Below are 25,312 nucleotides of genomic sequence, written 5' to 3'. Positions count from 1 at the left end.
ATTTAACCTTTATTAATTTCCACATCCGCACCGGTGATGTTTGTTGTACCAGCTGAGTTAATCTTAGATGTTTTACTATCCACGGATAACGTAGCATCAGTTTTTATTTCCATAGCTGCTTGGCTATGCATCGTAAAAGTCCCAGCCTTCGCGTCAAAATTTATATTCCCATTGGTAACAGTACCGGTTATTCCCTTTCCATCAATAACGATCTTGTTGCCCCCAACCTGAAATGTAATACTTGTTTTCCCATCTAATATAATATTACCGCCAGCATCCATTTTCAAAAGTGACTGCGGTGGTGCATTCTTCTTTCCCCCTACATTGATGATGTTCGTGCTTCCAGCATTCACGGTATGATTTGTATTAGCTGTGGTTGTAGCATTTCCTGAGCCATCAAAGTGCATATTAGCTCCTCCCTGATCCTTAAGGTTCATTGATCCGGTACCATTATCATATTTTAATTCAGCACCACTACGACCGCTAAAACTCATAATATTATTCCCTGCTCCACCTCCTGCACCAATCCCTCCATGATACATGCCGCCCATCACAAATGGTCTATCAGGATGTAAATGGACAAAGTTTACGATCACTTGATCCCCAACTTCAGGAATAGACATAAAACCGCGATTCTTGCCAACTTTATCACTGCTTCCAGCATCTGGTGACATCACACGAATAAATTCCGTCGTATCCTGACCGCCTTGCCAATCAAGCTGCACCTGTACACGTCCCTGGTTCTCAGGATCTGCATTGGAGATTACCTTTCCAAATTGCGGTTCAGCTACTGGAACGGTAAATTCTGGTCTTGGGATAAAACCCGTATCGGAGGCAATTGCTTGAAATGAACCATCATAATAACCACGGGCATCTACCTCATGCGTTACCTCGATCAACATAAGTTTTGTAAAATATGCAGTATCGTTGGTATCACTTTTACGCATTTCTATATCTGCAATACAGCCGGGATATAGAAATGGTACAGTCGTATTTCCAGAAGTAACAAAAACCTCTGCAGCTTTGCTTCCTGCAGTACCTTTCTGTGATGCATCGATATCCAGAAAAGAAGATGCCTTTATTGGAGCTACTCGAAGTGACGGGGTTTGGAAAGTCTTCTCCGAAATTTCATAAGCACGCTTAGCTATATCAGAAGTATGATTTATTTTTACTGTAGCACCTTTGAATTTTTCGTTCTTGCTACTATTATAACCGTAAAAAGAAGGACGAACATGCTGTGCTTTCATTTTGATGCTCACATCACTCAGGTTACTTCCGTAAGTCAAAATAATAGGTTTTTCCTGAGGTGGCAATTGTCCAAAATGCAATACCTCACCATCATAAAAGAATTGTTCACCATATGCCTCTGCAAGCCTGGCTAAAAAATTGTAATGGGTCTCTTCATACTGAGAACTGTAACTTACGTTTCCGTGTTTTGCATCAACCCGAAAATCGTATTTACCCTGTCCCAAACCTTCAGTTATCACCTGTTGAGCAATACTATTTAAACTTATTGGTTTGGCACCACCAAAGCTCTGGATGTGCGGAGCCGCATCCAATAATATAGTTGGGCTAAAACCCTTCAGTACTAGATTTCCTAAGCTGCCTTTTTCCTGACTGAACCCTACTTCCGTAATTACCCCCACAAAATTTCTTTCTGGTCCTTCCTCTATATCTTTATATTTGAAAACAACGGTTATTCTCTTACCTAAGAAGTTCTGCCCCTCCTCAAGATTATGATTTTCGGGTTTTCCAAGTGTATCATGTGCTAGTACCAGATCAAACTCATGATGTTTTGTAGCACTCTGAACCAATTTAAAATGCTTGAAATATTTGATTGATTTACCCTCTATATGGATATCTAGGCGTACAACACGGTTTATGCCCGTAATTGCATGCTCAGGGATAGCCTGTGCATTAAATATTTTAGAAGTTGGCTGTTTTCCCCAGACCTTATCGTGTGTAATCGCTGGTTCGTTCGGTAGTAATGGTTTATTGAAAAATTGTTTTCCGCTATCTGCCGCAGTCTTAACTTGAGAGGCAGCTTGCTGAACATCTGGAATGTTCACTTTTCCTTTTATTTTGTCAACAAAATCTGTTTTATTCGAATTTATTCCTGACGTGGGATGGTTCTTATCTTCTTGAAACATGACATAATTTTTTCAGTTGTGATTAATGGTCATAGATGAGACAGACTCATTCAAGAAGCAGGATTAGTTTGCTAGTCTCTTAACAATACTAATTATTTTCTGCTTTGAGATGGCACTTTAAAAATTTCTGGGAAGAAATTTATAACTTAAAGATTGAGGTACAATCCTTTACAAAATTGGTTTTGGTTTTTTTTCATAAGTTTTTTTAGTGATTGAGTATTTGCAATATATACTCTTTCGAATTCACTACAAAATGATATAGCTATTATTTTAAAAAGTGTCGTAGTTCTACGACTTTACATTTCAGTGTATTTTTAATATATTTTTATGATGATGTTGATTTTTTCTTGTTGTTGGGGCATTTTGTTGGATAGTTCAAAGGTAATTTCACTCTTAAAAAAGATACTGTTTAATTTTTACCACTAAATCAACATTGGAAACCATCATCAAAACCTCTATATTTCCTAAAATCAATTAATGTTCGAACCGGAAATAACCAGAAATTTTAACAAATCCAAAATCTCAGCCTTTTTGATATTATAAATTTAGAGTAATAAGATATAGTATTGTGCTACTCTTTGCGGGATGAAAGGATATACTTTTTGATAAATTCAAGGTTTGAAGCGGCTTTTGAAATCGTGTTCACCAAACTAGCCTTGGAGTATAGCAAAATTCCTTTGGAACATCCCTTATGAATATACCCTTCAAACTGACAGATTTCTCCTTTTCTTGATAAAACGGTTTTCTTAGGATATGTTTTGCAAACAATTCCTCTGTGAAAATTTTTTATTCATCCGGAGTAATGGTAATAATCATGTAATGTTCTTAATGATATTTTCAAGCATAAAAGTAAAGAGGTCAGAAATACCAATCCAAAAGCCAATAAACTGATGGGACGTTTCCATTTCCAGAAGTCATTCCATGAGGTATACCATGCCGCTTCATACAATAATGGTGGTAAGGAAATAAGAAATATAATATCCGAATCCAGCTTTAATATGGAAACTCCCGGAATCATACTGATTCCCAACCTGGCAAGAACCAGAAAAATAGGAAAGGCAATTTTGATTCTTTGTGCCAACATGACAAGCAGCATAACGATGAGCAGTAATCTCAGTATTAAAAGTAGTTTTCATGCATGATATTCTCTGTATATAATGAGGTTTAATTGTTCTTGTTTTTCATTTTTATGCTAAAGTACAATTCATAACGATCTGTACATTTAACTAGTTTAATAATGTAAAAACATCGCAAGTTTCAGATTTACCTCTATTTACTTCTATAAAATACCATCAAATCAATAAGCCTCATTAATAAGGAAAACAAATCGCTAAAATCCATGATCTTTTGACTGCCAGTCAAACGCTAAACCTATTATTGTAACTACTTTTTTCAAAATAATTTATTTATGTTTTTAACGTTTCATATTTAGTTAGCACCAGAATATTTTCAAAATTCCCATAGTTACATGATTATTCTCTGATCTGAAGCACTATAATATGATCTACTCCATCTTCTTTAATATTTTCTCAAATGTGTTAACATTCCTGCTGGTAAACTGATCTTTCAATCTTTTTTTTCCTAAAACCTTTCCAAAAGTAGAATCCAACGTATTTCCTTTTGGAACCTGCCAATAAAATATATCATTCACAATCTCAGCCTTTTCATTTTCTGTTTGAGTCGCTTTTGCAAACTCTCTCATTAAAATATGTTCTATTCCTGCCATTCCAACAAAACCATAAATATGAAGGGTTTCATCCTTTTTATAAGGAATACTGTTCCAGAAAACCTTTGTTTCTTCATGCGATTTTACGAATAGAAAGGCTTCATAAGAAAAGTGGTCTGACATGGCTTTTTCCAAAATTACTTTTAACTCACCAGCATCTTTATCAGATGAAAATACAATATTTCCCGAAGCAAGTACAGAACTTACATCCTTCATTCCAGCGTCTGTAAAAACCTGACAGACCTCTGCCATTTTCATATTGGTTCCTTTTACATTAACACCGCGGAGAAAAGCACAATATTTCATTTTTTAGGCATTAGGTTTAAAAATAGTACAGGAATTTAAAAATTTTAATCTTTTTCTTCAGTTTTTAATCAACTCTTATGTATAAATTATAGTCTGTTCCGGAAGGCTTCAGGTTATAGATTTTTTCAAGCAATTTATTATCGCTTTTTAAGTGATCTTTTATTCTGAATTCCTTCAATAATTTATAATGAGCCTGATAATATTCTCCATTCTTTCCTTCGTACAAATTCTGGTAAGAAAGAAGATATTTTGGTTTCCTGTTTTTTACAGTATTGATCCAGTAATTGGGTTTATCTTTCTTAATTTCTTCCTGAATTTGCTTATCTACCAATCCAACTTCATCAATAGTTTTTAATCCTGAAAAATAAGGGATATATCCTGCAGGTTCCAGTAAAATCCATTGTTTTTTATCTTTTTCGTAGGTATTTAAAAATAGCCCGATATTTCTTCTGTAGTTCCACTCACCATTTCCGGTAGCAAATGCATGAATGGTCTGGAAAGCCAGCATTGGCACAATATAAAACATCACAAGTAATGAAAGCCAAAGTTTTCTTTTCTCTTTCTGCTCCAACACAAAAATAAGAACAGGAACGAAAAGCAGTAATTGAGGCACCCAATAATACCAGTCGAATAAGCTTTTTTGAGAAATAAAAATAATCTGTTTTGTCCATCCGAAAATGAAAATCATCCACAAGAAATAATTTCTTTTTTCTCTTTGTCTGATAAGATAAATAAAGCAAAGCAGTTCAAAAATAAGGACAATGATTGTAAACGGATTGAAGTTTCCGGGAACTTTTAACATCCCCCAGAAATTACCAAAGCTTACCAGAAAATACTCTACATTTTGAGCAAACGTGAATTGCTGTTCATAAAGTAATTTTTTGGCAGTAATGGTATTATTTACAATTTCTCCGAAATAAAACCAATTGAAAGCAACAGTTGAAAACAATCCTAATATTCCCCCAAAAATATAATTCCATCTGATTTTTTTATTCCAGAACAGGTCAACAAGAAATACAATTCCCAGGAATATAACAGTATCAATTCTTGTAAACATAATCAGAATCGGAAGAAGAGTAAGCACCCATTTTTTTCCTTTATTGAATCCGTAATATAGCAGAGACATTTCCAGGAAAAACAGAATGCCATATTCCATCCCAAGAATTGAAATTTTAATTGCGGGTGGTAAAATTCCGATCAGAAATATAAAAATAGCTTTATGCCAAGGGTTTTTAAGAAGTAAATGAGATAAGAATAATGTTCCTATTGTAAAAAGGATAGAATTAAAGGTCAAAAGAGGTTCAATAAAGTGTCCTTTACCAAAAATCAAATTGAAAATATAAGATACAAAAACATATAAATGGGTGGTAGACGCTGAAATTTTAGTATCTCCATTGAAACCGATTACGCCATAATCCAATAGATTCTGAGCCACTCTCCAGGTGATGAAAGCATCTTCCTGAATATAATGAGTCAGTAAAAAAAGAAGTTTAAAAGCTACCGTAATTATTACGGCATAAATTGGGAGTTTGCTATTTTGTGTTTCAGCCATTATGCATTTTTAGATTCACAAATATAATCTTAAAATTCAGGATTCCCAATAACAAAAAAACGGAACCGAAGTTCCGTTTTTAAAAGTATTTTATTGTGTCGCCTTCATCATTGCTGAAGTAATCTGATTTTCCTTTTCTTTCGAGTAAGTAGAATCATAAGGCTGCATTACGTCAAATAAATATTGATAGAATGGCGTGATCTTTTGTACATCGTCAGACTCTTTTATTGCTTTCTCTCTTCCCATAAGCTGAAGCTCTTTTATAAAAGCATTGAATTTTTTATCAATCGGCTCGATGGATTTTACAAGATAAGCATATCCTTTTTCTTTTTGTCCGATCTTATTATAAGCGTCGGTAACTGCTGCTACAACTAAAGAATATTCCATTGGTTTTGTTCTCATCTGTCTTCTCAGATAGCTTTGATCAGATTTTGAAAGACTCATGTAATAGTCATATTCTTCAAATATTCCTTTCTTCAGAACTTCTGCCAACTGTAATCCTTTCTGCTCCTGTCCTGCGATAATATATCCTGTTACAATTGAGCTTAATGAACGTGGATCATTATATTTCTCAGCCGGAATTTCTTTTGCTGCAAGGTCAAGAATTTCTAATGCCTTTGCTTTCTGTCCGCTTAATGCCAATGCTGATGCTGCTCTGCTTGCTGACATTCTGTAGCTGATGATATTAGAAGTCGCCGTTTCATCAAAGTGAGCATTCAGGTTCTTGAAGTTACCCCATCTGAAGTTTTTCACTACGTTGTAAAGCGCATTTGGATCTACTCTTCCCATATCTCCGTCTTCTGAAGGTGGCGTTTGAATTGGAACTAATCTGTAACTGAACCCGTCAAACTGAAGATAATCATTAAGGTAGAAAATATTTTCGCTGTCATAAATTCCACCTGATGAGAAGTTGATGGGACGCTTCCAGTCGAAGTTTGCCAGTAAATCTAACAGGATTAGGTTATTTTTGTAAAGCGTGTTTCCTTTGTAAGTAATCATAATCTGGTTGGCTACGTTTGGAAGATCTGCCTGATTGATGATTCCCGCCTTCAATGCATTTTCCTTGTTTACCGGAAGAATGAATTTGTTTACCGGAAGAATGTTATACTTTTCATATTTCTCTTCTCCGAAGTACATTTTCAAAAGCTGATCTTTTTCAGGAGATTTGAACTTAATAAATTCGATTGCCTGCTTCAATGTTAAAGAATCCTGTGTAAGGTACTTTCTGAACGCCTGGAATTCTGTATCAGGAACTCCCTGCTCTTTTAACATAGAGAAAACTCCTTCCCAATCTTCTTTCTTCATCATATAGATCTGATCATTTACACCATCTCTATAATCTTCATGAGTCAGCTGGCTTGGAATTCCTTCTGCGTTGTATGTTTTTCTTTTGATTTGATCAAGATTCCAAGGAGTAGAAGCAAGCGTAAAGTTCACTACTTTTACATCATCTCTGAACCTTTCTGTTTCCTGAATAGCCCAAACCGGATAAGTATCATTATCACCATATACGAATAAGATATCATTTTTCGGTAATGACTTTAATACTGAATAAGCATAATCGTATGCAGTATATCTTTCACTTCTGTCATGAACATTATAGTTCTGGAAGCCCATCATAAAAGGAACTCCTAATAAAACCACTCCTAATGCAATATTAGCACCGTTAGATTTAATTTTAGATTGGAAGAACCATAAAATAGCTCCAGCTCCTAATCCGATCCAGATTGCAAAAGCATAGAAAGAACCTACCATTGCATAATCTCTTTCTCTTGGCTCAAAAGGTTTTACTCCGGTATAAAAAATAATTCCGACACTTGTTAAAATAAATAACGATAATAGTGCATAGAATCTTCCGAAGTCTCTGTTTAACTGGAAAAAGAATCCGATTAAACCTAAAATTAATGGAAGGAAGAAGAAAGCAACCGTACTTTCATTTTTAAATTTCGCAGGCATTTTATCCTGGTTCCCTACATTAACGCTATCAATAAAAGGAATTCCGGAAATCCAGTTTCCTTTAGTAATTTCCATGTTTCCTTCAAGATCATTCTGTCTTCCCACGAAGTTCCACATCAGATATCTTACAAAGTAATAACCATTCTGGAAAGTAATAAAATAATCCATATTCTGAAGCAGTGAAGGCTTCTGAACATTGATAAGGTTATAAGGTCTTACCTTTAAATAATCTGCTGCCGTAATCGATTTATCTTCGTATTTTGTTCTTAACTCATCGAAAATCTGCTTAGCCTGAGGATTGTCTGCCACGTCTTCATTTGCATAGTTAAATGTAAAATCAGGAGCTCCGTACATGGAAATATAGTTTGCCATTACATCTTTATCCTCATTAAACATTCTAGGCATAAGACTTACCTGAGACTTATTGAATACATAGTTGAAACGATCTCCAGTTTTTCTGTAAGTTCCGGTTCTTTCATCTTTTTCGTAGATTTCTCCGGTCTTTTTTGTTTTAAAACTTCCGTCTTCATTCTTTTCAATCCCGTTAGCATCAAGGAATGCCGTATAGTTTTGTCCATACATTGTTGGCCAGTCACCATATTGTTCTCTGTTATAATAATCCAACATTCCGATTGCAGTATCCGGATCGTTAAGGTTCATCGGTGGATTAGCATTGGCTCTGATTGGAATAACCATCCAACAAGAAAACCCGATCATCATGAAAACTACCGATAAAGCTACTGTCTGATAAATGTTTCTTTTTGCTTTTCTCGCATATTTGATCAGGAAATAACAAATTACTACCATTAAAATAAATGCTGCAATAGTTCCTGAATGGAATGGAAGAGCAAGACCGTTCACAAAGAAAATTTCCAGTCTTCCGAACATGGTCATGATAAGAGGGAAGATAATTTTGAAAACAATAATCAAAATCCCAAGGGTAATAAGGTTTGCCCAGATAAAGTTTTTCCAGGTAAATGTATAATTTCTGGCATAATATACCAGACATACAGCAGGAATCGCCAGCATACACATCATGTGTACCCCAACAGAAAGTCCCAAGATAAAGAAAATAAGAATAATCCATCTCTCACTGTCTGCCGCTTTATACTCATTTTCCCACTTTGTGATCAACCAGACCAAAAGCGCGATAAACATAGAAGCCATAGAATAAACCTCTCCTTCTACAGCCGAGAACCAGAATGTATCTGAGAAAGTGAAGCAAAGTGCTCCTACCGCTCCGGCAAATAAAATAGAAATTTCCTGATGTTTCGTAATTTCATCAAAATCTTTGTTTAGCAGTCTTCTCACAAAATGCGTGATTGTCCAAAACAAAAATAAAATAGTCAGCGCACTGAACAATGCAGACATCGCGTTGATTACGATGGAATAATTTTCGCCTTTCCCTAATGCAAAAATGGCTGCCACGGCACCCACGATCTGGAATAATGCAGCTCCGGGAGCGTGCGTTACTTCAAGTTTTACTGCAGAAGAAATGTACTCACCACAATCCCAAAAACTGAAATTGGGTTCTATTGTGGACAAGTACGTGAAAAACGCAATGACGAAAATCACCCATCCTAAAACGGTGTTCCATTGCCTAAAAGTCCAATTTTTCATAGTATTAAATCAATTATGCGAAAATAAGGCTTTTATATTATTTTATATTGTTTTTAACAAAATTTAAAAATTTGGCTTAGAATTTGTGATTACACTCGTGCTAAAAGTATAAACAGGAAAATATTTTTTTACGAAACTGTGCCCTAGAAATCAAACAAAAGTTTAGTAATTATTTATTTTTTTGTATTTTTGCAGTCAGATTTTTATTGAAAATAACAAATAATGAGTAATGTTTACGATAATATTCTTGGCCTAATAGGACACACTCCTATGGTGAAGCTAAATACTGTTACAAAAGATATTCCAGCAACCGTTTATGCCAAGTTAGAATCATATAATCCTGGACATTCCACCAAAGACCGAATCGCACTTCATATTATAGAGAACGCAGAGAAAAAAGGCTTATTGAAAGAAGATTCCGTGGTTGTAGAAACTACTTCCGGAAACACAGGGTTCTCTATTGCAATGGTATGTATCATTAAGGGATATAAATGTATTCTCGCAGTAAGCGACAAAACAAAACCTGAGAAAATTGCTTATCTTAAAGCATTAGGAGCTACTGTTTATATATGTCCTGCCAATGTACCTGCGGATGATCCAAGATCTTATTATGAAGTAGCGAAGAGAATCGCTTTGGAAACGCCCAATTCTATTTACATCAATCAGTACTTTAATGAACTGAATATTGATGCCCACTATCAGACTACGGGTCCTGAGATCTGGGAACAGACAGAAGGTAAGATCACTCACCTTTTTGCCTGCACCGGAACAGGAGGAACATTGTCTGGTTCAGCAAAGTTTTTGAAGGAGAAAAACCCGGATATTAAAATTATCGGGGTGGATGCAGACGGATCTATATTAAAGAGCTATCACGAGACAGGTGAAATTCACAAGGAAGATGTACATCCTTATCAGATTGAGGGAATGGGAAAAAATTTAATCCCTTCTGCCCTGCTTTTCGATAAGGTGGATGAATTTGTAAGGGTAAATGATGAAATGGCAGCCTACAGAACCCGTGAGATCGCTTTAAAAGAAGCTATTATGGGAGGTTATACAACAGGAGCTGTAACTCAGGGACTGATGCAGTACGCACAATCTCATGAATTAACAGAAAATGATGTAATTGTTTTAATATACCCTGACCACGGTTCAAGATACATCACAAAAGTGTACAGCGACAAGTGGATGGCTGAACAAGGGTTTGTCAACAACTGTGTTCACAACTATGACGAAGTTTTCAAAACAGAGTTTATTAAATAGGAATAAATAAAATCACGATATAAATAAAGCCTTTTGCGTGTTCTACAAAAAAGGCTTTTTTACTTAAAAATTACGATACAATGTTGGATATTTTTGAAAGAATAAAAGAAAATCCAGGACCTCTTGGACAATTTGCAGATTACGGAGAAGGATATTTTATTTTCCCGAGACTTGAAGGACCTATCGGTCCTAGGATGCAATTTCAGGGTAGAGAAGTAATTTTCTGGAGTGCCAATGATTATTTAGGATTGTGTAATCATCCTGAAGTAATAGAAGCAGATGCAAAGGCGGCTGCAGAATACGGAATGTTCTATCCAATGGGAGCAAGAGCGATGTCTGGAGAAACAGACCAGCACCTTCAGTTGGAAAGAGAATTGGCAGACTTCGTACAAAAAGAATCAGCATATTTATTGAACTTCGGTTACCAGGGGATGGTTTCTACCATTGATGCTTTGGTAAGCAGAAATGATGTAATTGTTTATGATATGGATTCTCATGCCTGCATCGTGGATGGAGTAAGACTTCATTCAGGTAAAAGATTTACCTATAAGCACAACGATATGGCGAGTCTTGAGAAAAATCTTCAAAGAGCAACGAAAGTAGCTGAAGAAACAGGAGGAGGTATTCTTGTGATTACTGAAGGAGTTTTCGGAATGAGAGGACAACAAGGAAAGATCAAGGAAATCTGCGAACTTAAATCAAAATACCAGTTCAGACTTTTAGTGGATGACGCTCATGGCTTCGGAACATTAGGTAAAACAGGAGCTGGTGTAGGTGAAGAACAAGACTGTACGGATCAGATTGATGTATATTTCTCTACTTTTGCTAAATCAATGGCTGGTTTCGGAGCATTCCTTGCGGGTGACAAAGAAATCATCAGATACCTGAAATTTAACCTTAGATCACAGATCTTTGCAAAATCTCTTACCATGCCAATGGTAATCGGAGGTTTAAAAAGATTAGAGCTATTGAGATCAAGACCTGAAATCAAAGCTAAACTTTGGGAAAATGTAGGAAAACTACAAAACGGATTAAGAGAAAGAGGATTCAATATTGGTGATACCAATACTTGTGTAACGCCGGTAATGATGCAGGGAACTCCTGTAGAAGCGACTCTACTGGTAAAAGACTTGAGAGAGAATTACGGAATCTTTACCTCTGTGGTAGTATATCCGGTAATTCCTAAGGGGATGATTCTTTTAAGATTAATTCCTACCGCTTCACATACGGATTCAGAGATTAATGAAACTCTTGCCGCATTTGAAGCAATTCACGATAAATTAGTAAGTGGTTACTATAAGGAGCAGGAACAAATATTACTGCAGGAACAAGGATTAAGTTTTAAACCGATCTAATCTTTAAACAACATAAAAAAACCACTGATTAATTCAGTGGTTTTTTATTTTAAAAACTACAAACTATAGCAAATGAAACTTAAGGGTTATTTATTGGGCGTTTTATCGGCAGTTTCATATGGGTTGATCCCCATTTTTATTTTGCCGATCAAGCAGGCTCATTTTTCAATGGACATTACACTTTTTTACAGATTTTTCTTTTCTGCGTTAATGGTGGGTGCTTATCTTATCTATTCCAAACAAAAATTTAGAATTAATAAAAAGGAAGCTTTGATCCTTGCTATTCTCGGAATATGTTATGCCCTTTCCTCAGAGTTTCTGTTTATAGGTTATGATTTTCTTACACCGGGAATTGCTTCTACAGTTCTTTTTATCTATCCGGTAATTGTAGCTCTGATTATGTTTTTCTTTTATAAGGAGAGGCTTACAAAATTATCTATCGTTTCACTTCTTCTTGCCTTTGCAGGGGTAATTGTTTTATGTCTTAAAGGAAATGGATTTGAAATTAACTTTGCAGGGTTAGGAATTGTGATGTTTAGTTCATTATTTTATGCTCTTTATATGGTGATTGTTAACAAATCAAAATTGAAAGTTTCAGGGTTCAAGCTTACCTTCTACTCTATGCTTTTTACCTCTTTATTTTTTATGACCAAATCTGTTATAGGACATCAATCATTTGCTATTCCTTCAACAACACTTTTTATTAACTTCCTTATTTTTGCATTCCTTACAACGGTAATTTCCAGTTTGTGTCTTGTATATGCAATTAAATATATCGGTTCTACTCCCGTTGCCATTTTAGGAGCACTTGAACCTGTAGTTGCTGTCATGGTAAGTGTATTCATGTTTCACGAACAATTCACAACCAATTTATTAATCGGGATTACACTTATTTTACTAGGCGTTATTTTGAATGTGATCTCTGACCGGAAAAATATAGCCCATGCTTAAATACATTCAAATACATTATAAAATATCCCCGAAAAATTGAAGCTCTTCGGGGTTTATATTTTCTTATATTGCACTTTCCTATTTGAAAGTAAAGAGATAAAATAGTACAAAGCTCAATGAAAGAACTGCAACAACTTACAAAAGATCAATTATATACTTATCTTAATAAGCAATCAGAAAATTTTCACACAACAGTTTCATCAACTTTAGATTTTTCTTTATTTGGAGATCAGACCTTAGATGAAGAAGATCTTTCAGAATTTCTAGAAATATTGGATATAGAAACTGTACAAAAGATAAAAGAAACATCAACGGATGAAGATAAACTTCCTAAAATTATACTTGCTGAAAATAAAAACTCAGAGTCTCTTGATTTAACAACCGGGGATGAAGAAGGATTTAAAGTAATTTTGTTTGATCAGGATATTGTTCTTTCCGGAGATCTTTTTGTTGAAGAATATATTTTCCTTATTGTTACCGGAAATATACAAGCAAAAAATATCATTGTTAATGGTTCATTATACTGTTCAGGAAATATTACTTGTGAAGTCCTCTTTGGCGCATCCGGCAATGATCATGAAACTTATATTGATGGAAATATTACCACATCATTGATTGCTGAAAACGGACAGTACACCGTTGCTCAAGGCAGCATTCATTCAAAATATTTAATAAGTCTTCATAATGTAATAGAAGGAAAAGCAGGAAGATATATTGAAAAGATAACTTTAGACGGATCCAATGAAGCCGAATTTTTGAATCCTGCAATTCTAGAGGAGAATGGTTATTTTGATGAAAAGTCTTTTCTTAATTTTATCACTAATCATCCACCTGATTCAGTATTTAAATAATTTTAGACGCAAAGTTCTAATTATTCTAACGCCTTATTCTAGGAAGCAAAAGAAGTGCGACTTTGTCGCTGAAGAACCTCTATATTTATGCATTCGCTTAGAATGAATCAATGAAATTGATTCCTAACTTTGCTTCCTTAAAAATAGGTAGCACCCTTCATAAAACCTTTGCGTCAAAAAATCTCCAATATCATACTCCACTTTTCACATAATTCAATTCATTTTATCTACGGAACCTATTAGATCTGCGGGAGAATTTTTTCAACACCATTTAGACCTGTTTATAATCAGAGCAAAAAATTTTTTTCTAAAAAAACTTTAGAATAACTTTGCAAAAAATTTCTGTTGAAAGACCTACTTCTTATTACCCCGCCTTTTACCCAGCTTAACACTCCTTATCCGGCAACTGCTTATATTAAAGGGTTTTTAAATACTAAAAATATTTCCAGCTATCAGATTGATTTGGGAATAGATGTTATTTTGGAATTATTTTCAAAAAGTGGGCTACAAAAGGTTTTCAATAAAGAAATTGATATTCATAATACCTCTGAAAACTCTCAGAGAATTTATGCATTAAGAGAAGAATATTTAAAAACTATTGATCAGGTTATTCCTTTTTTACAAGGAAAAAGCCCGACACTCGCAAGGCAAATCTGTAGCATGAACTTTCTGCCTGAAGCTTCCCGTTTCAACCAATTGGATGATATGGAATTTGCTTTTGGTAATATGGGTTTACAGGATAAAGCAAAACATCTTGTCACTTTATATCTGGAGGATATTTCAGATTATATTGTTGAAAATATTGATCCTGATTTTGGTTTCAGCAGATACGCTGAACGTCTAGGGAAAAGTGCTAATTCCTTTGATGAATTATATTCAAAATTATCTGACCCGCAAACATTCATTGATGATTTTACCCTGACTATTCTTCGTGAAACAATAGAAAAGGTTCAGCCTAAATTAGTTTGCTTTTCGATACCATTTCCTGGAAATTTATACTCTGCTTTCAAATGCGCACAGCTTATAAAGAAAAATTTCCCACATATCAAAACTGCAATGGGCGGCGGCTTTCCCAATACAGAATTAAGAGAAGTAAAAGACCAAAGAGTATTTGAATTCTTTGATTTTATCACTCTTGACGATGGTGAATTGCCTATTGAACTTTTACATCAAAGTTTGGAAACACCAGTAGAAACAGCAGAATATAAAAGAACATTTCTATTGGAAAATGCAGAGGTTGTTTATAAAAATAACTCTAAGAGACATGATTATAAACAAGCCGACATCGGGACTCCGGATTATACAGATTTAAAGCTGGATCAATATATTTCTGTCATTGAAATTGCCAACCCCATGCACAGTTTATGGAGTGACGGAAGATGGAATAAACTGACAATGGCTCATGGATGCTATTGGGGAAAATGTACTTTCTGTGATATTTCTTTGGACTATATTAAAATATACGAACCCATTTCCGCCAAAATTTTGGTTGACAGAATGGAAGAACTTATTACAACAACAGGGGAAACTGGTTTTCACTTTGTAGATGAAGCCGCACCACCCGCTTTGATGAGAGAAGTTGCCCTTGAAATTCTCAGAAGAAAACTTGTGGTTACCTGGTGGACCAATATCCGTTTTGAAAAAAGCTTTACCCGCGATCTTTGCTATTTACTGAAACTTTCCGGCTGTGTTGCTGTCTCCGGAGGTCTTGAAGTAGCAAGTGACCGACTTTTAAAATTGATTGATAAGGGAGTATCCGTAAAACAGGTTGCCAATGTAACAAGAAATTTTACAGAAGCCGGAATTATGGTTCATGCTTATCTGATGTATGGCTACCCTACTCAAACCGTTCAGGAAACCGTTGACTCTTTGGAAATGGTAAGACAAATGTTTGAAATGGGAATTCTTCAAAGTGGCTTCTGGCATCAATTTGCAATGACTGCTCATTCACCTGTGGGAATGAATCCTGAAAATTTTGATGTTGTTCCCGTAAAGCAGGAAATTTTGTTTGCCAACAATGATGTTGACTTTAAAGATAAAACAGGAATTGATCATAATAAGTTTAGCTTTGGATTAAAAAAATCTTTGTTCAATTATATGCATGGAGTCAATTTCGAACTTCCGCTTCAGGAATGGTTTGATTTTAAAATTCCAAGAACTCAGATTCATCCGGATTATATTCATGATTGTCTTTTAGACGATGGGCAGTTTAATTTTAAAGGAAACTCAAAAGTTGTATTTTTAACGAAAAACGTAATCGCTGAGAATCGCGTAAAAAATAAAAAGAAATATTCTGGTACATACACGCTTCTTACATTCCACTTAAAAACCAATATTGTAAAGGTTGAAATGGAACTGGAGAAAGCAGAATGGCTGATGAATATATTGGAAGAGAATTCTATTGAAAACCAGAAAAAACCTACAGCTCAACAACTTAAGCATCAGTTTGAAGAAAATTTTGAAGATTTTGAATTGTTTTGGTTCTCAAAACCGATGCAACAATTAAAAGAAAACGGCGTTATTTTAAGTTTATAAAATCAGGTTAATTTTTCATCAGGATTTTTAAATTTCGAAAATTTTCATACATTTTACGTTTAATCTTGGGTTTGGGAAGCCAAATGAAATTTATCGTTTATTATTAAACGGACTAAAACCCATTCCTATTGAATGACCTTTAACCTCACATATCTTTTATGATAATAGAATAATCTTTATTCATTAGGAAATTTAATTAGCTTCGGTAATATCTCTATTTGAATTCTTACAGAATGACAAGACCCCAAAAATAAAAATATAAGAGTAAAATTATTATATATACTAAAAAAAATTCGTGCATTCGTGGCAAAAAATATCAGCCACGAATGCACGAATGAAGTGAGATTATATAAACTTAAATGAAACCTTAAAATTATTTTGAGGATTTATAGTAGATTCTTCTTACTCCTATTTTAAGTTTTTATCCATTATCATCAGCCATCTATTTTACAATGTTTAGGTTCTTACTTAATGACAAAATTCAAAAAACTTCCGCGGATTTTGCAGATGATTATGCACTATTTTATACTGTAAAAAAGAAAAATTCGTGTATTAGTTGAAAAAAATATGTGCCATCTGGATAAAAAGAAAAACCCTTCGAAAGATTTTCAAAGGGTTTATTTTATATGCTTTTGCGTGGAATACATTAATTAGGTGTATCTTTTGAGACAGGTCCTACCGATACTTTTTCCTGTATTTTAATAAAATTCGGATCCATAATGGCTATTCTTTCAGCAATTGCTTTGTAAGTAGGATACTTTAGAATAGATGCCCTTCCTGACATTTCTTTATACAGGGTAAATGATTTTCCGCCAGCGGTTTTTAACTGCTTTGTAGTGGTAATATATTTTCCGATATATTTACTTTTAGCATCATAAATTTCAATATCAATAAAGCTTTTCTCTATAATCTTATCATCGGAACCAAAGCTAACTGGCAAATTGGTAAAATATCCTACCGGAACACCATTACTAAGGATTTCGCCAACTTTATTCACCTCAAGGTTTAGCTTATCTATCTTTTTTCTGACGGTATAAGCATCTTTTGTTTTATTATCAAGCTTTCTTTTCGGTACATTGGAAAACAAATCATCAAGATTTTTTACATTGATTCCCATATTATCAATGATTTTGAATCCTTTTATTGATGTATAAACTGCTGACTTTTCTTCACCGGAAAATGCAGACGGCGAAATATAATCTACTTCGATGGTTTTATCCCTGTTATACACTCTATTGATCTGAATATAGCTGTCTCTCACAGAGTCTACTATACTTTTATCAATAAATTTAATTGTATATAGAGGTGTTTCTTTTAAGTCCATAAAAATATATTCATTGGACTTATTTGATATTTTAGCAACAGGAATTCCGTCTAAATTAATAATCCCTCTTTTGGTCTTAATATTCTGGGCATTGGAGAGGGCAATTCCCAGTATTGTAAAGAATATGATTATACTTTTCTTCATAGAATCAGATTTTTACACAAAATGAAATAAAAAAAGTGTAACCAAAGTTACACTTTTTTGAAAATATATTTAGCTTTTCATTTAATTATTCGCAAAGGATAATTCCTTTGTTGTGATTAAATTCTACAACACCGCTTTTGATAGCATAAGAAAAAACAGAGTCTTTATCATTTTCTTTAGTAAGGTTTTTAGCATAAGCTTCATCTACTGAATTAGTAAATAATTTTACCTTACCACCGATTAATGAAGAAACGATTCCTGCGTGGTTTTTCATGATGTGGAATTCACCATTTTTTCCAGGCAATAATACAGAGTTAACCTCTCCTTCAAAAACTACGTATTCTGGTGTTAAAATTTTTATATTCATTTTAATTTAGATTAAAAGATTAAAAGATTGAAAGATTAAAAGATTTTGACAAACATTATATGTCTCTCATCTCACGTCTAAGAATCTTATGTCTAATTTATTAAGCGTTTTCAGCTAACATTTTTTGTCCTGCTTCGATAGCTTCTTCGATTGTTCCTTTCAAGTTGAAAGCAGCTTCTGGTAAGTGATCTAATTCACCATCCATAATCATGTTGAATCCTTTGATAGTATCTTTGATATCTACTAATGATCCTGGGATACCTGTAAACTGTTCTGCTACGTGGAAAGGCTGAGATAAGAATCTCTGAACTTTTCTTGCACGGTAAACAACTGCTTTATCTTCTTCAGAAAGTTCTTCCATACCAAGGATCGCGATAATATCTTGAAGCGCTTTGTATCTTTGAAGAATTTCTTTTACTCTTTGAGCACAGTTATAGTGATCGTGACCGATAACTTCTGGAGCAAGGATTCTTGAAGTAGAAGCTAATGGATCTACCGCTGGGTAAATACCTAATGAAGCAATCTTTCTGTCAAGTACTGTTGTTGCATCTAAGTGAGCAAACGTTGTCGCAGGAGCCGGGTCAGTTAAGTCATCCGCAGGTACATATACTGCCTGTACTGAAGTAATTGAACCATTTTTAGTTGAAGTAATTCTTTCCTGCATCGCACCCATTTCAGAAGCAAGAGTTGGTTGGTAACCTACCGCTGATGGCATACGACCAAGAAGTGCAGACACCTCAGAACCAGCCTGTGTAAAACGGAAGATGTTATCTACGAAGAAAAGTACATCTCTACCTTGTCCGCTTTCTCCACCATCTCTATAGTACTCAGCTAATGTAAGACCAGAAAGTGCTACTCTAGCTCTTGCACCTGGCGGCTCGTTCATCTGTCCGAATACGAATGCTGCTTTTGAATCTTTCATAGCCTCTAGGTCTACTTTAGAAAGATCCCAACCTCCGTTTTCCATAGAGTGCATGAAATCATCACCATACTTGATAATTCCTGATTCAAGCATCTCTCTCAAAAGGTCATTTCCTTCTCTCGTTCTTTCACCTACTCCGGCGAATACAGAAAGACCTCCGTGTCCTTTTGCAATATTGTTAATCAACTCCTGGATCAATACTGTTTTACCTACACCTGCACCACCGAACAATCCAATTTTACCTCCTTTTGCATAAGGTTCAACTAGGTCGATTACTTTAATACCTGTAAATAAAACTTCTGCTGAAGTTGATAATTGATCAAATTTTGGAGCTGGTCTGTGAATTGGAAGACCACCATCCTTAGAAATATCTTGAAGTCCGTCGATAGCATCACCAACAACGTTGAATAGTCTTCCGTTTACAGCCTCTCCGATTGGCATAGTAATAGGATTTCCGTATCCGATTACATCTTGACCTCTCTTAAGACCGTCAGTAGCGTCCATTGCAATACATCTTACTGTATCCTCGCCAATATGTTGTTCTACCTCTAAAACTACTTTTTCACCGTTTTCTTTTGTAATTTCTAACGCGTCATAGATTGCAGGAACTGCTTCCACATCTGTGAAGACAACGTCGATTACCGGACCAATAATTTGAGAAATTTTACCTTTAATTTGGTTTGCCATTGCTAAATTTTTTCTTGGTGCAAATATAGTGATTCTTCATAAACCCGCAATTGGTAAAAAAAAGATTTTTATCATACTTTTTACAAATTTGCCAAAGTAGCCATTTACCAATCTCACAACCCTATTTAACAGTAAAAAATATTGATTCATTGTTATATTGATAGATTGTTACATTATATCTATATTTGCAGTCAAAATTTTTCCGTTTTGAAAGTTTTTAAAAATTTTAAAGATTATTCCTCTCAAAAGCCTCTAGCATTATCTTTAGGTATGTTTGACGGAGTACATCTGGGACATAAAAGTATTATCGACGAACTTATTAATGTAGGAGCAGCTAACAATCTGGAAACTGCCATACTTACTTTTTGGCCACATCCAAGGTTTGTTTTTAATCCTAATGAGGATTTAAAGCTTTTGAATACCATAGAAGAAAAGCAGCAATTGATTGATAAATATGGTATTGATAATTTATTCCTGAAAGAATTTGATGAAGAGTTCAGGAATTTAACCGGTGAAGAATTTGTGCGCCAGATTTTAATTGATAAGCTTAATGTGAAATATCTTATTATAGGATATGATCATTCTTTCGGAAAAAATAAAAGCGGAAACTTTGAACTTCTTCAAAAGCTGTCCAAAGAGCTTGATTTTGAGGTAGAACAAATGGAGGCTATCAATATTCATGAAAACAATATCAGCTCTACGAAGGTTCGTAATGCTCTTTTAACAGGGAATATTAAAGAAGCCAATGAAATGCTGGGATACTCCTACCCTGTTTCCGGAACGGTAGTTCATGGTAAGAAAATCGGAAGAACAATTGGGTATCCAACCGCTAATATTGATACGCAATCTATTAAGCTTTTACCTAAAAAAGGTGCTTATATTGTAGAAGTTGACGTAAAAGGTCAACACTATAAAGGAATGCTGAGCATTGGAACTAATCCTACGGTAAATGGAGAAAAATTAACAGTGGAAGTGTATATTCTTGATTTTAATGATGATATCTACGATGAAAGAATAACGGTAAAGTTCAGGGATTTCCTTCATGATGAAATCAAGTTTGAGGGATTGGAAAAGCTTATCGAAAGACTTGATGAAGATAAACGGTTAACTGCAGAATTTAAATTCTAAAATATAAAAACGGCTATTCAGTACTAAATAGCCGTTTATTTTTTTATTTATTTCAATGTTTTCACATAAATTTTTTGTGGTGTTTCACTATTTATTTTCACATTGGGAAATTCCTTATCATGGTCTATGAAGATATCTCCTTTTTCATTAGCTTTTCCGTTTCCATCAGAATCCCATTCTGTAGCGATATAATATTTGGCACCGTTTGTAGGTTTAGGATTGATTTTACTTTCTGCATCAGCAGGTACCGGAAGTTCAATAGTAAAAGGGATGGCTTTTCCTTCTACTTCTTTCTCGGTAATCAATGTTGCAGGAGCATCCTGTAAGCCTTCACTTATACCATATAAGCTCACTTTAAGCTTAGGGTTTTTAATTGTAAAAGTCTCTGATCCTGTAAATTCTATCTTCAGAGTTTCAGATTTTACATTTTCAGTAGTTTCGGGCGCAGTTGTAGCGGACGGGTCTTTCTTCTCAGATTTATTACAGCTTGATAACGTTAATGCGCCAGCTACCATGAATAATAAAAGGTGATTTCTCATTTGTTTCTATTTTAAATTAATAAAGGTTTATTTAATTCACCTCTATTGGACAACAAAATCTGTACCTGAATCACAATTCTCAATATATAATAGAATTTTTAACAGGATTTTTATCAATCTAAATTTAAAAAAATAACCGAATCATTGCTGATCCGGTTAATAAGTTTATTATTTGTATCCTAAAATCTGATTTTCTGCATTAATAGCATCTTCTACAAATTTTTTAAACTCAGGATATTGCTCTTTTTTAATATTATCCCAAGGTGTTTGAGAACTTCTTGTAATTTTTAATCTATTATTTTTTTCCAGCTGATAATTAATGGAATAATTAAAATTATTGTATGCAAGGGTTTTATTCTCTGGAATTTCTATGAATTTCATCCCTTCAGGAATATTGAGATATATTTCCTCAAAATATTCATTCTGCCTTTCATATTGCGTGTACTGAATATCGGTATTCCTTTTTTCTGTTGCAACAATATCTTTGGTAAAAGGTTTGGTTAAGAACGGAATCTTCATAATTTTTAAACTTCCTACAGATTGGGGTTTATCATTGATATTAAACTGAACCTCATAGGATAAAGGTTTGGATGTAAGGTCTCTTCCATCTAGTAATTTCACAGATTTTACACTGATCATCTTGTCTAGAGTGCCTACATATTCTTTTTCCATATTTTTTTTACGGTTTTCTTCAGTCTGTGAGCTCTGGAACAAATTATTGTAGTAACTTTTCGTTTCTCCCATTGTATATTGTCTGAGTACAAAATTCTGATCATCTCCGTTAATCTGCACTTCACTCACTGATTTGAAAAGATTTTTTGTATTATTATCAGCAGGTATATCAATCAGTTGAGCAGGAGTTTTATTATTTTTATCGGTAGAGATTACCAGTGCTTTTGCTTTATAATTTCCTTTTACAATGGCATTGAAAGGAAGATATTTATCTGTCATTTCAAGAAAGGTTTCTTTACCGTCCAGCTGTACTTTTACAATACAGTGATTAAAACTCAGGTTCGGTAAAAGAAGGCGTTGTGGCGAGTTGTTATTGGTCTGTACCAGTACAAGATTTGATTTTAATCCAGCCTGATTCCCCAGAATAACGAATAAAGTGGATAAATCTTTGCAGTCTCCCAGCTTTGTTACCAATGTTTTTGAGGGTTTTTGTGGGATAAATCCGCTTTGACGGAAATCTACAGAGCTATAGGTCACATTTTTTTCAATATAATTATAAATTTTCTCTGCTTTTTCCGTGTCTTTCATGCCTAAAACACCATTAGGGAATATTTCTGCGAAAGCTTTTTCTACCACTCTGTCAGAAACCAGGCTTTTTCTTGTGAGGTCCGAATACCAATTAGCTATTTCCTGCCATGTTTTTATTGAGTTTGCTGTAACTGAAATTGTTGCATCATAGTAAGTCGGAGTATAATTTTCATCAAAACTTACTTCTGGGAGGTTATTAAGTTTCCACGTCTGGAAAAGTTTATTTCCTATTTTCTTCTGAGTTGAAGCTACTTCTGCATTGTTAGTTTTTACCTGATAAGGCATATTTTCGGGTGTTATTACCGTAAAAACAGATTCCACCACAGGATATTCTGAATTAAAATAAGAACTCAGATTAAAATCTTTATAAAAACGTCCACCACGTCTTTCAATACTTTCTCTTTGTATCAGCACCACATCTCCTACTTCAAGATTGGTAAATACAATCTGATCATCTGATTTTTCTCCAGGAACAATGTTTCCGTTGGGTTTAATGATTTCAGATTTTATTACATCATCATAATAATTGATGTAATATTCTTTAAGTTCTTCAATTCCATTTTCTGAAGTAATCTCATAAGCATAAGTAACTCTTTTCTTAAAACCACCTTCGGGATATACGTTCACAATATATTCATCAAGTAATGTAGTAACTCCTTTTTTTCCTTTTACGCCTTTATTTCTTCTTTCCTGGGCTAATTTTTTCAAGTCTTTAACAGCCACCTGATCTATTTCATCCTCTGTCTGTCCCAAATCTCTAATCAGCTTATACATACGCTCATTTTCCGCATTGTGTGCAAGTGATTCTTTGGCATATTTCACAGCTTCGTCTTTATTTTTCTGTAATGCCATGATCTCCGCTTTTAAAGCAAGCAGTGAATATGAATAAGGAAAGTTAGCAAGCCCTTCATCAATCTGCTTCATAATCTCAGGATTTTTAGGATCTTCCTGTAAAAGAGAAACATATTTGGTTCTTAATATATTTAGGGACGGATAAGTATCTATAAATCTTTTAAGAAGTTTTTTTTCATCTTCTATTCTGTTGGATTTTTCGTAATAATCCAATAGTGAATACATGATCTCAATATTGTTTCTTGTGGCAAGAAAGTCTTCAAGCTTTTTAATGATACTGCTTTGATCTTTTTTCTCAGCTTCCTCCAGCGATGTAAATAAAACGAAATATTTTTCATTATTGGCAAATGCTGTTTTAATGCTTGCCACATGCTGCTTCATCTTCTCAAGATCATGATTTCTTGCAGCTATGATCATATCAAAAAGATCTACCATAGCTTTAGCTTTCGTCTTAGTAAGAATAGCTTTATATTTTTCCAGATCCTGAAGACTCATGGTGCTTGAACTGCTTTCATCTGCTATTTTCATGACCGGAACCTGATAATATTCAGGATCATTTGCTTCTATATTTTTTAAAATTTCCGTGGTTTTTACTTTATCATCCAAATTAGCATAATATCGGGAAAGAACATTCTGAATGAGGGATGATTTAGGATATTTCTGAATAAAAGCATCTATTTTCTCTTTTGCCTTATCATTCTGCTGATTATTAATATAGCCTAAGGTGAGAATAAATTCATAAATGAAATCATCCGGATTCTGTATTATTTTTTCTTTCAGTCTTTGTTCAAATTTTAATTCTAATTCTTTTGGCTGAAGCTGTGCGAATGTACTCTTGTTGTACTCCTGATAAGTATCAAAATACATCAGATCCCTGATTTTCTGATAATTTGTATCAAAAGGAACCACCAGTAATCCTGCTATTTTATTAGTTTGTGAATCATTTTTAACAAGAAGACGATTCATTCCTTTTGGCAATACAACTTCTACGAGATGTGATCCTGCGGAAGTATAGCCGTCTTTGGTACTGGATAATATTTCGACATCATTAAGAAAAACTTTGAGTTCATTGGTTGCATTCACTTCCAACAGGACTTTTCTTTCCTCCGGATTATTAATGAAAGTTTGTGCATATATGATTCCTCTTCCGTATTCTAGCTCATTAAAGAAAAAGTTGAACCCATCATTATCAGGATATTTCCTGTTATACCAACCTACATTTCCAAAATTTCCGGTATTGAAAAGTTTATCATTTTTGGCATAGGTTTCGGGTTCATACTCGTTATCCATTCCACTGCCATTTAGGTTTTCGAAAACTCCGGCATACTGCCATTTATCAATTCTTCCCAACTTTGCAAGTGCTTCTGCAGATCCTTTAATGTTATTTCTCAGGAAATCAAAATAGGTTTTATATTCTATAGCTCCGTTCAGATGCTGGAAATTCTTACTTTCATAAAGAATATCTGCCTTCTTATAGGTATAATCATCATATCCGCTCTCTTCCACATTACCAATCATAAATTTCTCCCTGACGATAGGATACAGATAAGCTTCTTCATCAGTAATACTGACAAAATTTTTGATAAAGGTTTCATCAAAAATAAATTTCCCCATTTCCTGATCTATCAAAGCATCCAGAAAAAGAGTTTCAAAGTTTTTAAGTTTTTGGGATTGAAGGGTTTTATCGTAATAGTTTCTTGCTTCATTTCTCTTATTATTCAGTAAAAGTTCCCACGTTTTAGAGTGGTCCTTTGACTGGGCAAATGCTCCGACTGCCAGGAAATAGACAGCCGAGATCAAAATTTTTCTCATGTTTATTAGTTTAGT

The 25,312-nt window shown here is 34.3% G+C and carries 16 protein-coding genes; 6 read left to right on the top strand and 10 right to left on the bottom strand.

Annotated features, from left to right (window positions below):
- Nucleotides 1-2: 2 nt before the first annotated feature.
- The 5 genes from AC5YGG_RS08845 to AC5YGG_RS08825 all read right to left on the bottom strand — a co-directional run bounded on the left by AC5YGG_RS08845 (nucleotide 3) and on the right by AC5YGG_RS08825 (nucleotide 9,310).
- Complete coding sequence (locus tag AC5YGG_RS08845) at nucleotides 3-2,150, bottom strand: type VI secretion system Vgr family protein (protein WP_496144148.1); 2,148 nt, start codon at nucleotides 2,148-2,150, stop codon at nucleotides 3-5.
- A gap of 790 nt (nucleotides 2,151-2,940) precedes the next feature.
- Entirely contained in the window at nucleotides 2,941-3,234 is a 294-nt protein-coding gene (locus AC5YGG_RS08840; protein ID WP_496144147.1) for a cation:proton antiporter domain-containing protein, read from the bottom strand.
- Nucleotides 3,235-3,654: 420 nt separating this feature from the next.
- Nucleotides 3,655-4,182 (bottom strand): DUF1697 domain-containing protein, encoded by a 528-nt coding sequence (locus AC5YGG_RS08835; protein WP_496144146.1) that lies wholly within the window; start codon nucleotides 4,180-4,182, stop codon nucleotides 3,655-3,657.
- Between the two features lie 64 nt (nucleotides 4,183-4,246).
- Nucleotides 4,247-5,734: a DUF8728 domain-containing protein gene (locus AC5YGG_RS08830; RefSeq protein WP_496144145.1), complete on the bottom strand. Its 1,488-nt coding sequence runs from the start codon at nucleotides 5,732-5,734 to the stop codon at nucleotides 4,247-4,249.
- A 90-nt stretch (nucleotides 5,735-5,824) separates the two neighbouring features.
- Entirely contained in the window at nucleotides 5,825-9,310 is a 3,486-nt protein-coding gene (locus AC5YGG_RS08825) for a glycosyltransferase family 117 protein (RefSeq protein WP_496144144.1), read from the bottom strand.
- A 222-nt stretch (nucleotides 9,311-9,532) separates the two neighbouring features.
- Between AC5YGG_RS08825 and AC5YGG_RS08820 the strand changes: the two genes are divergently transcribed.
- The 5 genes from AC5YGG_RS08820 (at nucleotide 9,533) to AC5YGG_RS08800 (ending at nucleotide 16,262) form a co-directional block, all read left to right on the top strand.
- Entirely contained in the window at nucleotides 9,533-10,570 is a 1,038-nt protein-coding gene (locus AC5YGG_RS08820; protein ID WP_496144143.1) for a PLP-dependent cysteine synthase family protein, read from the top strand.
- Nucleotides 10,571-10,653: 83 nt separating this feature from the next.
- Nucleotides 10,654-11,925 carry an aminotransferase class I/II-fold pyridoxal phosphate-dependent enzyme gene (locus tag AC5YGG_RS08815; protein WP_496144272.1) on the top strand — a complete coding sequence of 424 codons (1,272 nt, stop codon included), beginning with the start codon at nucleotides 10,654-10,656 and terminating at the stop codon, nucleotides 11,923-11,925.
- 72 nt (nucleotides 11,926-11,997) lie between these two features.
- A complete protein-coding gene (locus AC5YGG_RS08810) occupies nucleotides 11,998-12,876 on the top strand; it encodes a DMT family transporter (RefSeq protein WP_496144142.1) in 879 nt (292 codons plus the stop codon).
- 116 nt (nucleotides 12,877-12,992) lie between these two features.
- Nucleotides 12,993-13,727: a polymer-forming cytoskeletal protein gene (locus AC5YGG_RS08805; protein WP_496144141.1), complete on the top strand. Its 735-nt coding sequence runs from the start codon at nucleotides 12,993-12,995 to the stop codon at nucleotides 13,725-13,727.
- 345 nt (nucleotides 13,728-14,072) lie between these two features.
- Complete coding sequence (locus AC5YGG_RS08800) at nucleotides 14,073-16,262, top strand: B12-binding domain-containing radical SAM protein (RefSeq protein WP_496144140.1); 2,190 nt, start codon at nucleotides 14,073-14,075, stop codon at nucleotides 16,260-16,262.
- 646 nt (nucleotides 16,263-16,908) lie between these two features.
- Here the strand turns inward: AC5YGG_RS08800 and AC5YGG_RS08795 are convergent.
- The 3 genes from AC5YGG_RS08795 to atpD form a co-directional block, all read right to left on the bottom strand.
- Entirely contained in the window at nucleotides 16,909-17,730 is an 822-nt protein-coding gene (locus AC5YGG_RS08795; RefSeq protein WP_496144139.1) for a hypothetical protein, read from the bottom strand.
- 85 nt (nucleotides 17,731-17,815) lie between these two features.
- Nucleotides 17,816-18,097 carry a FoF1 ATP synthase subunit delta/epsilon gene (locus tag AC5YGG_RS08790; RefSeq protein WP_496144138.1) on the bottom strand — a complete coding sequence of 94 codons (282 nt, stop codon included), beginning with the start codon at nucleotides 18,095-18,097 and terminating at the stop codon, nucleotides 17,816-17,818.
- Between the two features lie 100 nt (nucleotides 18,098-18,197).
- On the bottom strand, nucleotides 18,198-19,706 hold the full coding sequence (atpD, locus tag AC5YGG_RS08785) for a F0F1 ATP synthase subunit beta (protein WP_065397992.1): 1,509 nt from the start codon (nucleotides 19,704-19,706) through the stop codon (nucleotides 18,198-18,200).
- Between the two features lie 207 nt (nucleotides 19,707-19,913).
- On the opposite strand from atpD, the gene AC5YGG_RS08780 reads away from it, so the two are divergent.
- Nucleotides 19,914-20,834, top strand: a complete 921-nt coding sequence (locus tag AC5YGG_RS08780; protein WP_496144137.1) for a bifunctional riboflavin kinase/FAD synthetase — start codon at nucleotides 19,914-19,916, stop codon at nucleotides 20,832-20,834.
- A 47-nt stretch (nucleotides 20,835-20,881) separates the two neighbouring features.
- On the opposite strand, the gene AC5YGG_RS08775 is transcribed toward AC5YGG_RS08780, so the two are convergent.
- Together AC5YGG_RS08775 and AC5YGG_RS08770 are read right to left on the bottom strand one after the other, a co-directional pair.
- On the bottom strand, nucleotides 20,882-21,373 hold the full coding sequence (locus AC5YGG_RS08775; protein WP_496144136.1) for a hypothetical protein: 492 nt from the start codon (nucleotides 21,371-21,373) through the stop codon (nucleotides 20,882-20,884).
- 168 nt (nucleotides 21,374-21,541) lie between these two features.
- Nucleotides 21,542-25,297 (bottom strand): DUF3857 domain-containing protein, encoded by a 3,756-nt coding sequence (locus AC5YGG_RS08770; RefSeq protein WP_496144135.1) that lies wholly within the window; start codon nucleotides 25,295-25,297, stop codon nucleotides 21,542-21,544.
- Nucleotides 25,298-25,312 lie beyond the last annotated feature (15 nt).

It is taken from the genome of Chryseobacterium sp. CS2K3, assembly GCF_059515185.1.
Note: the sequence above shows the minus strand (reverse complement) of the source record. Positions and strands in the feature narration are given on the sequence as shown.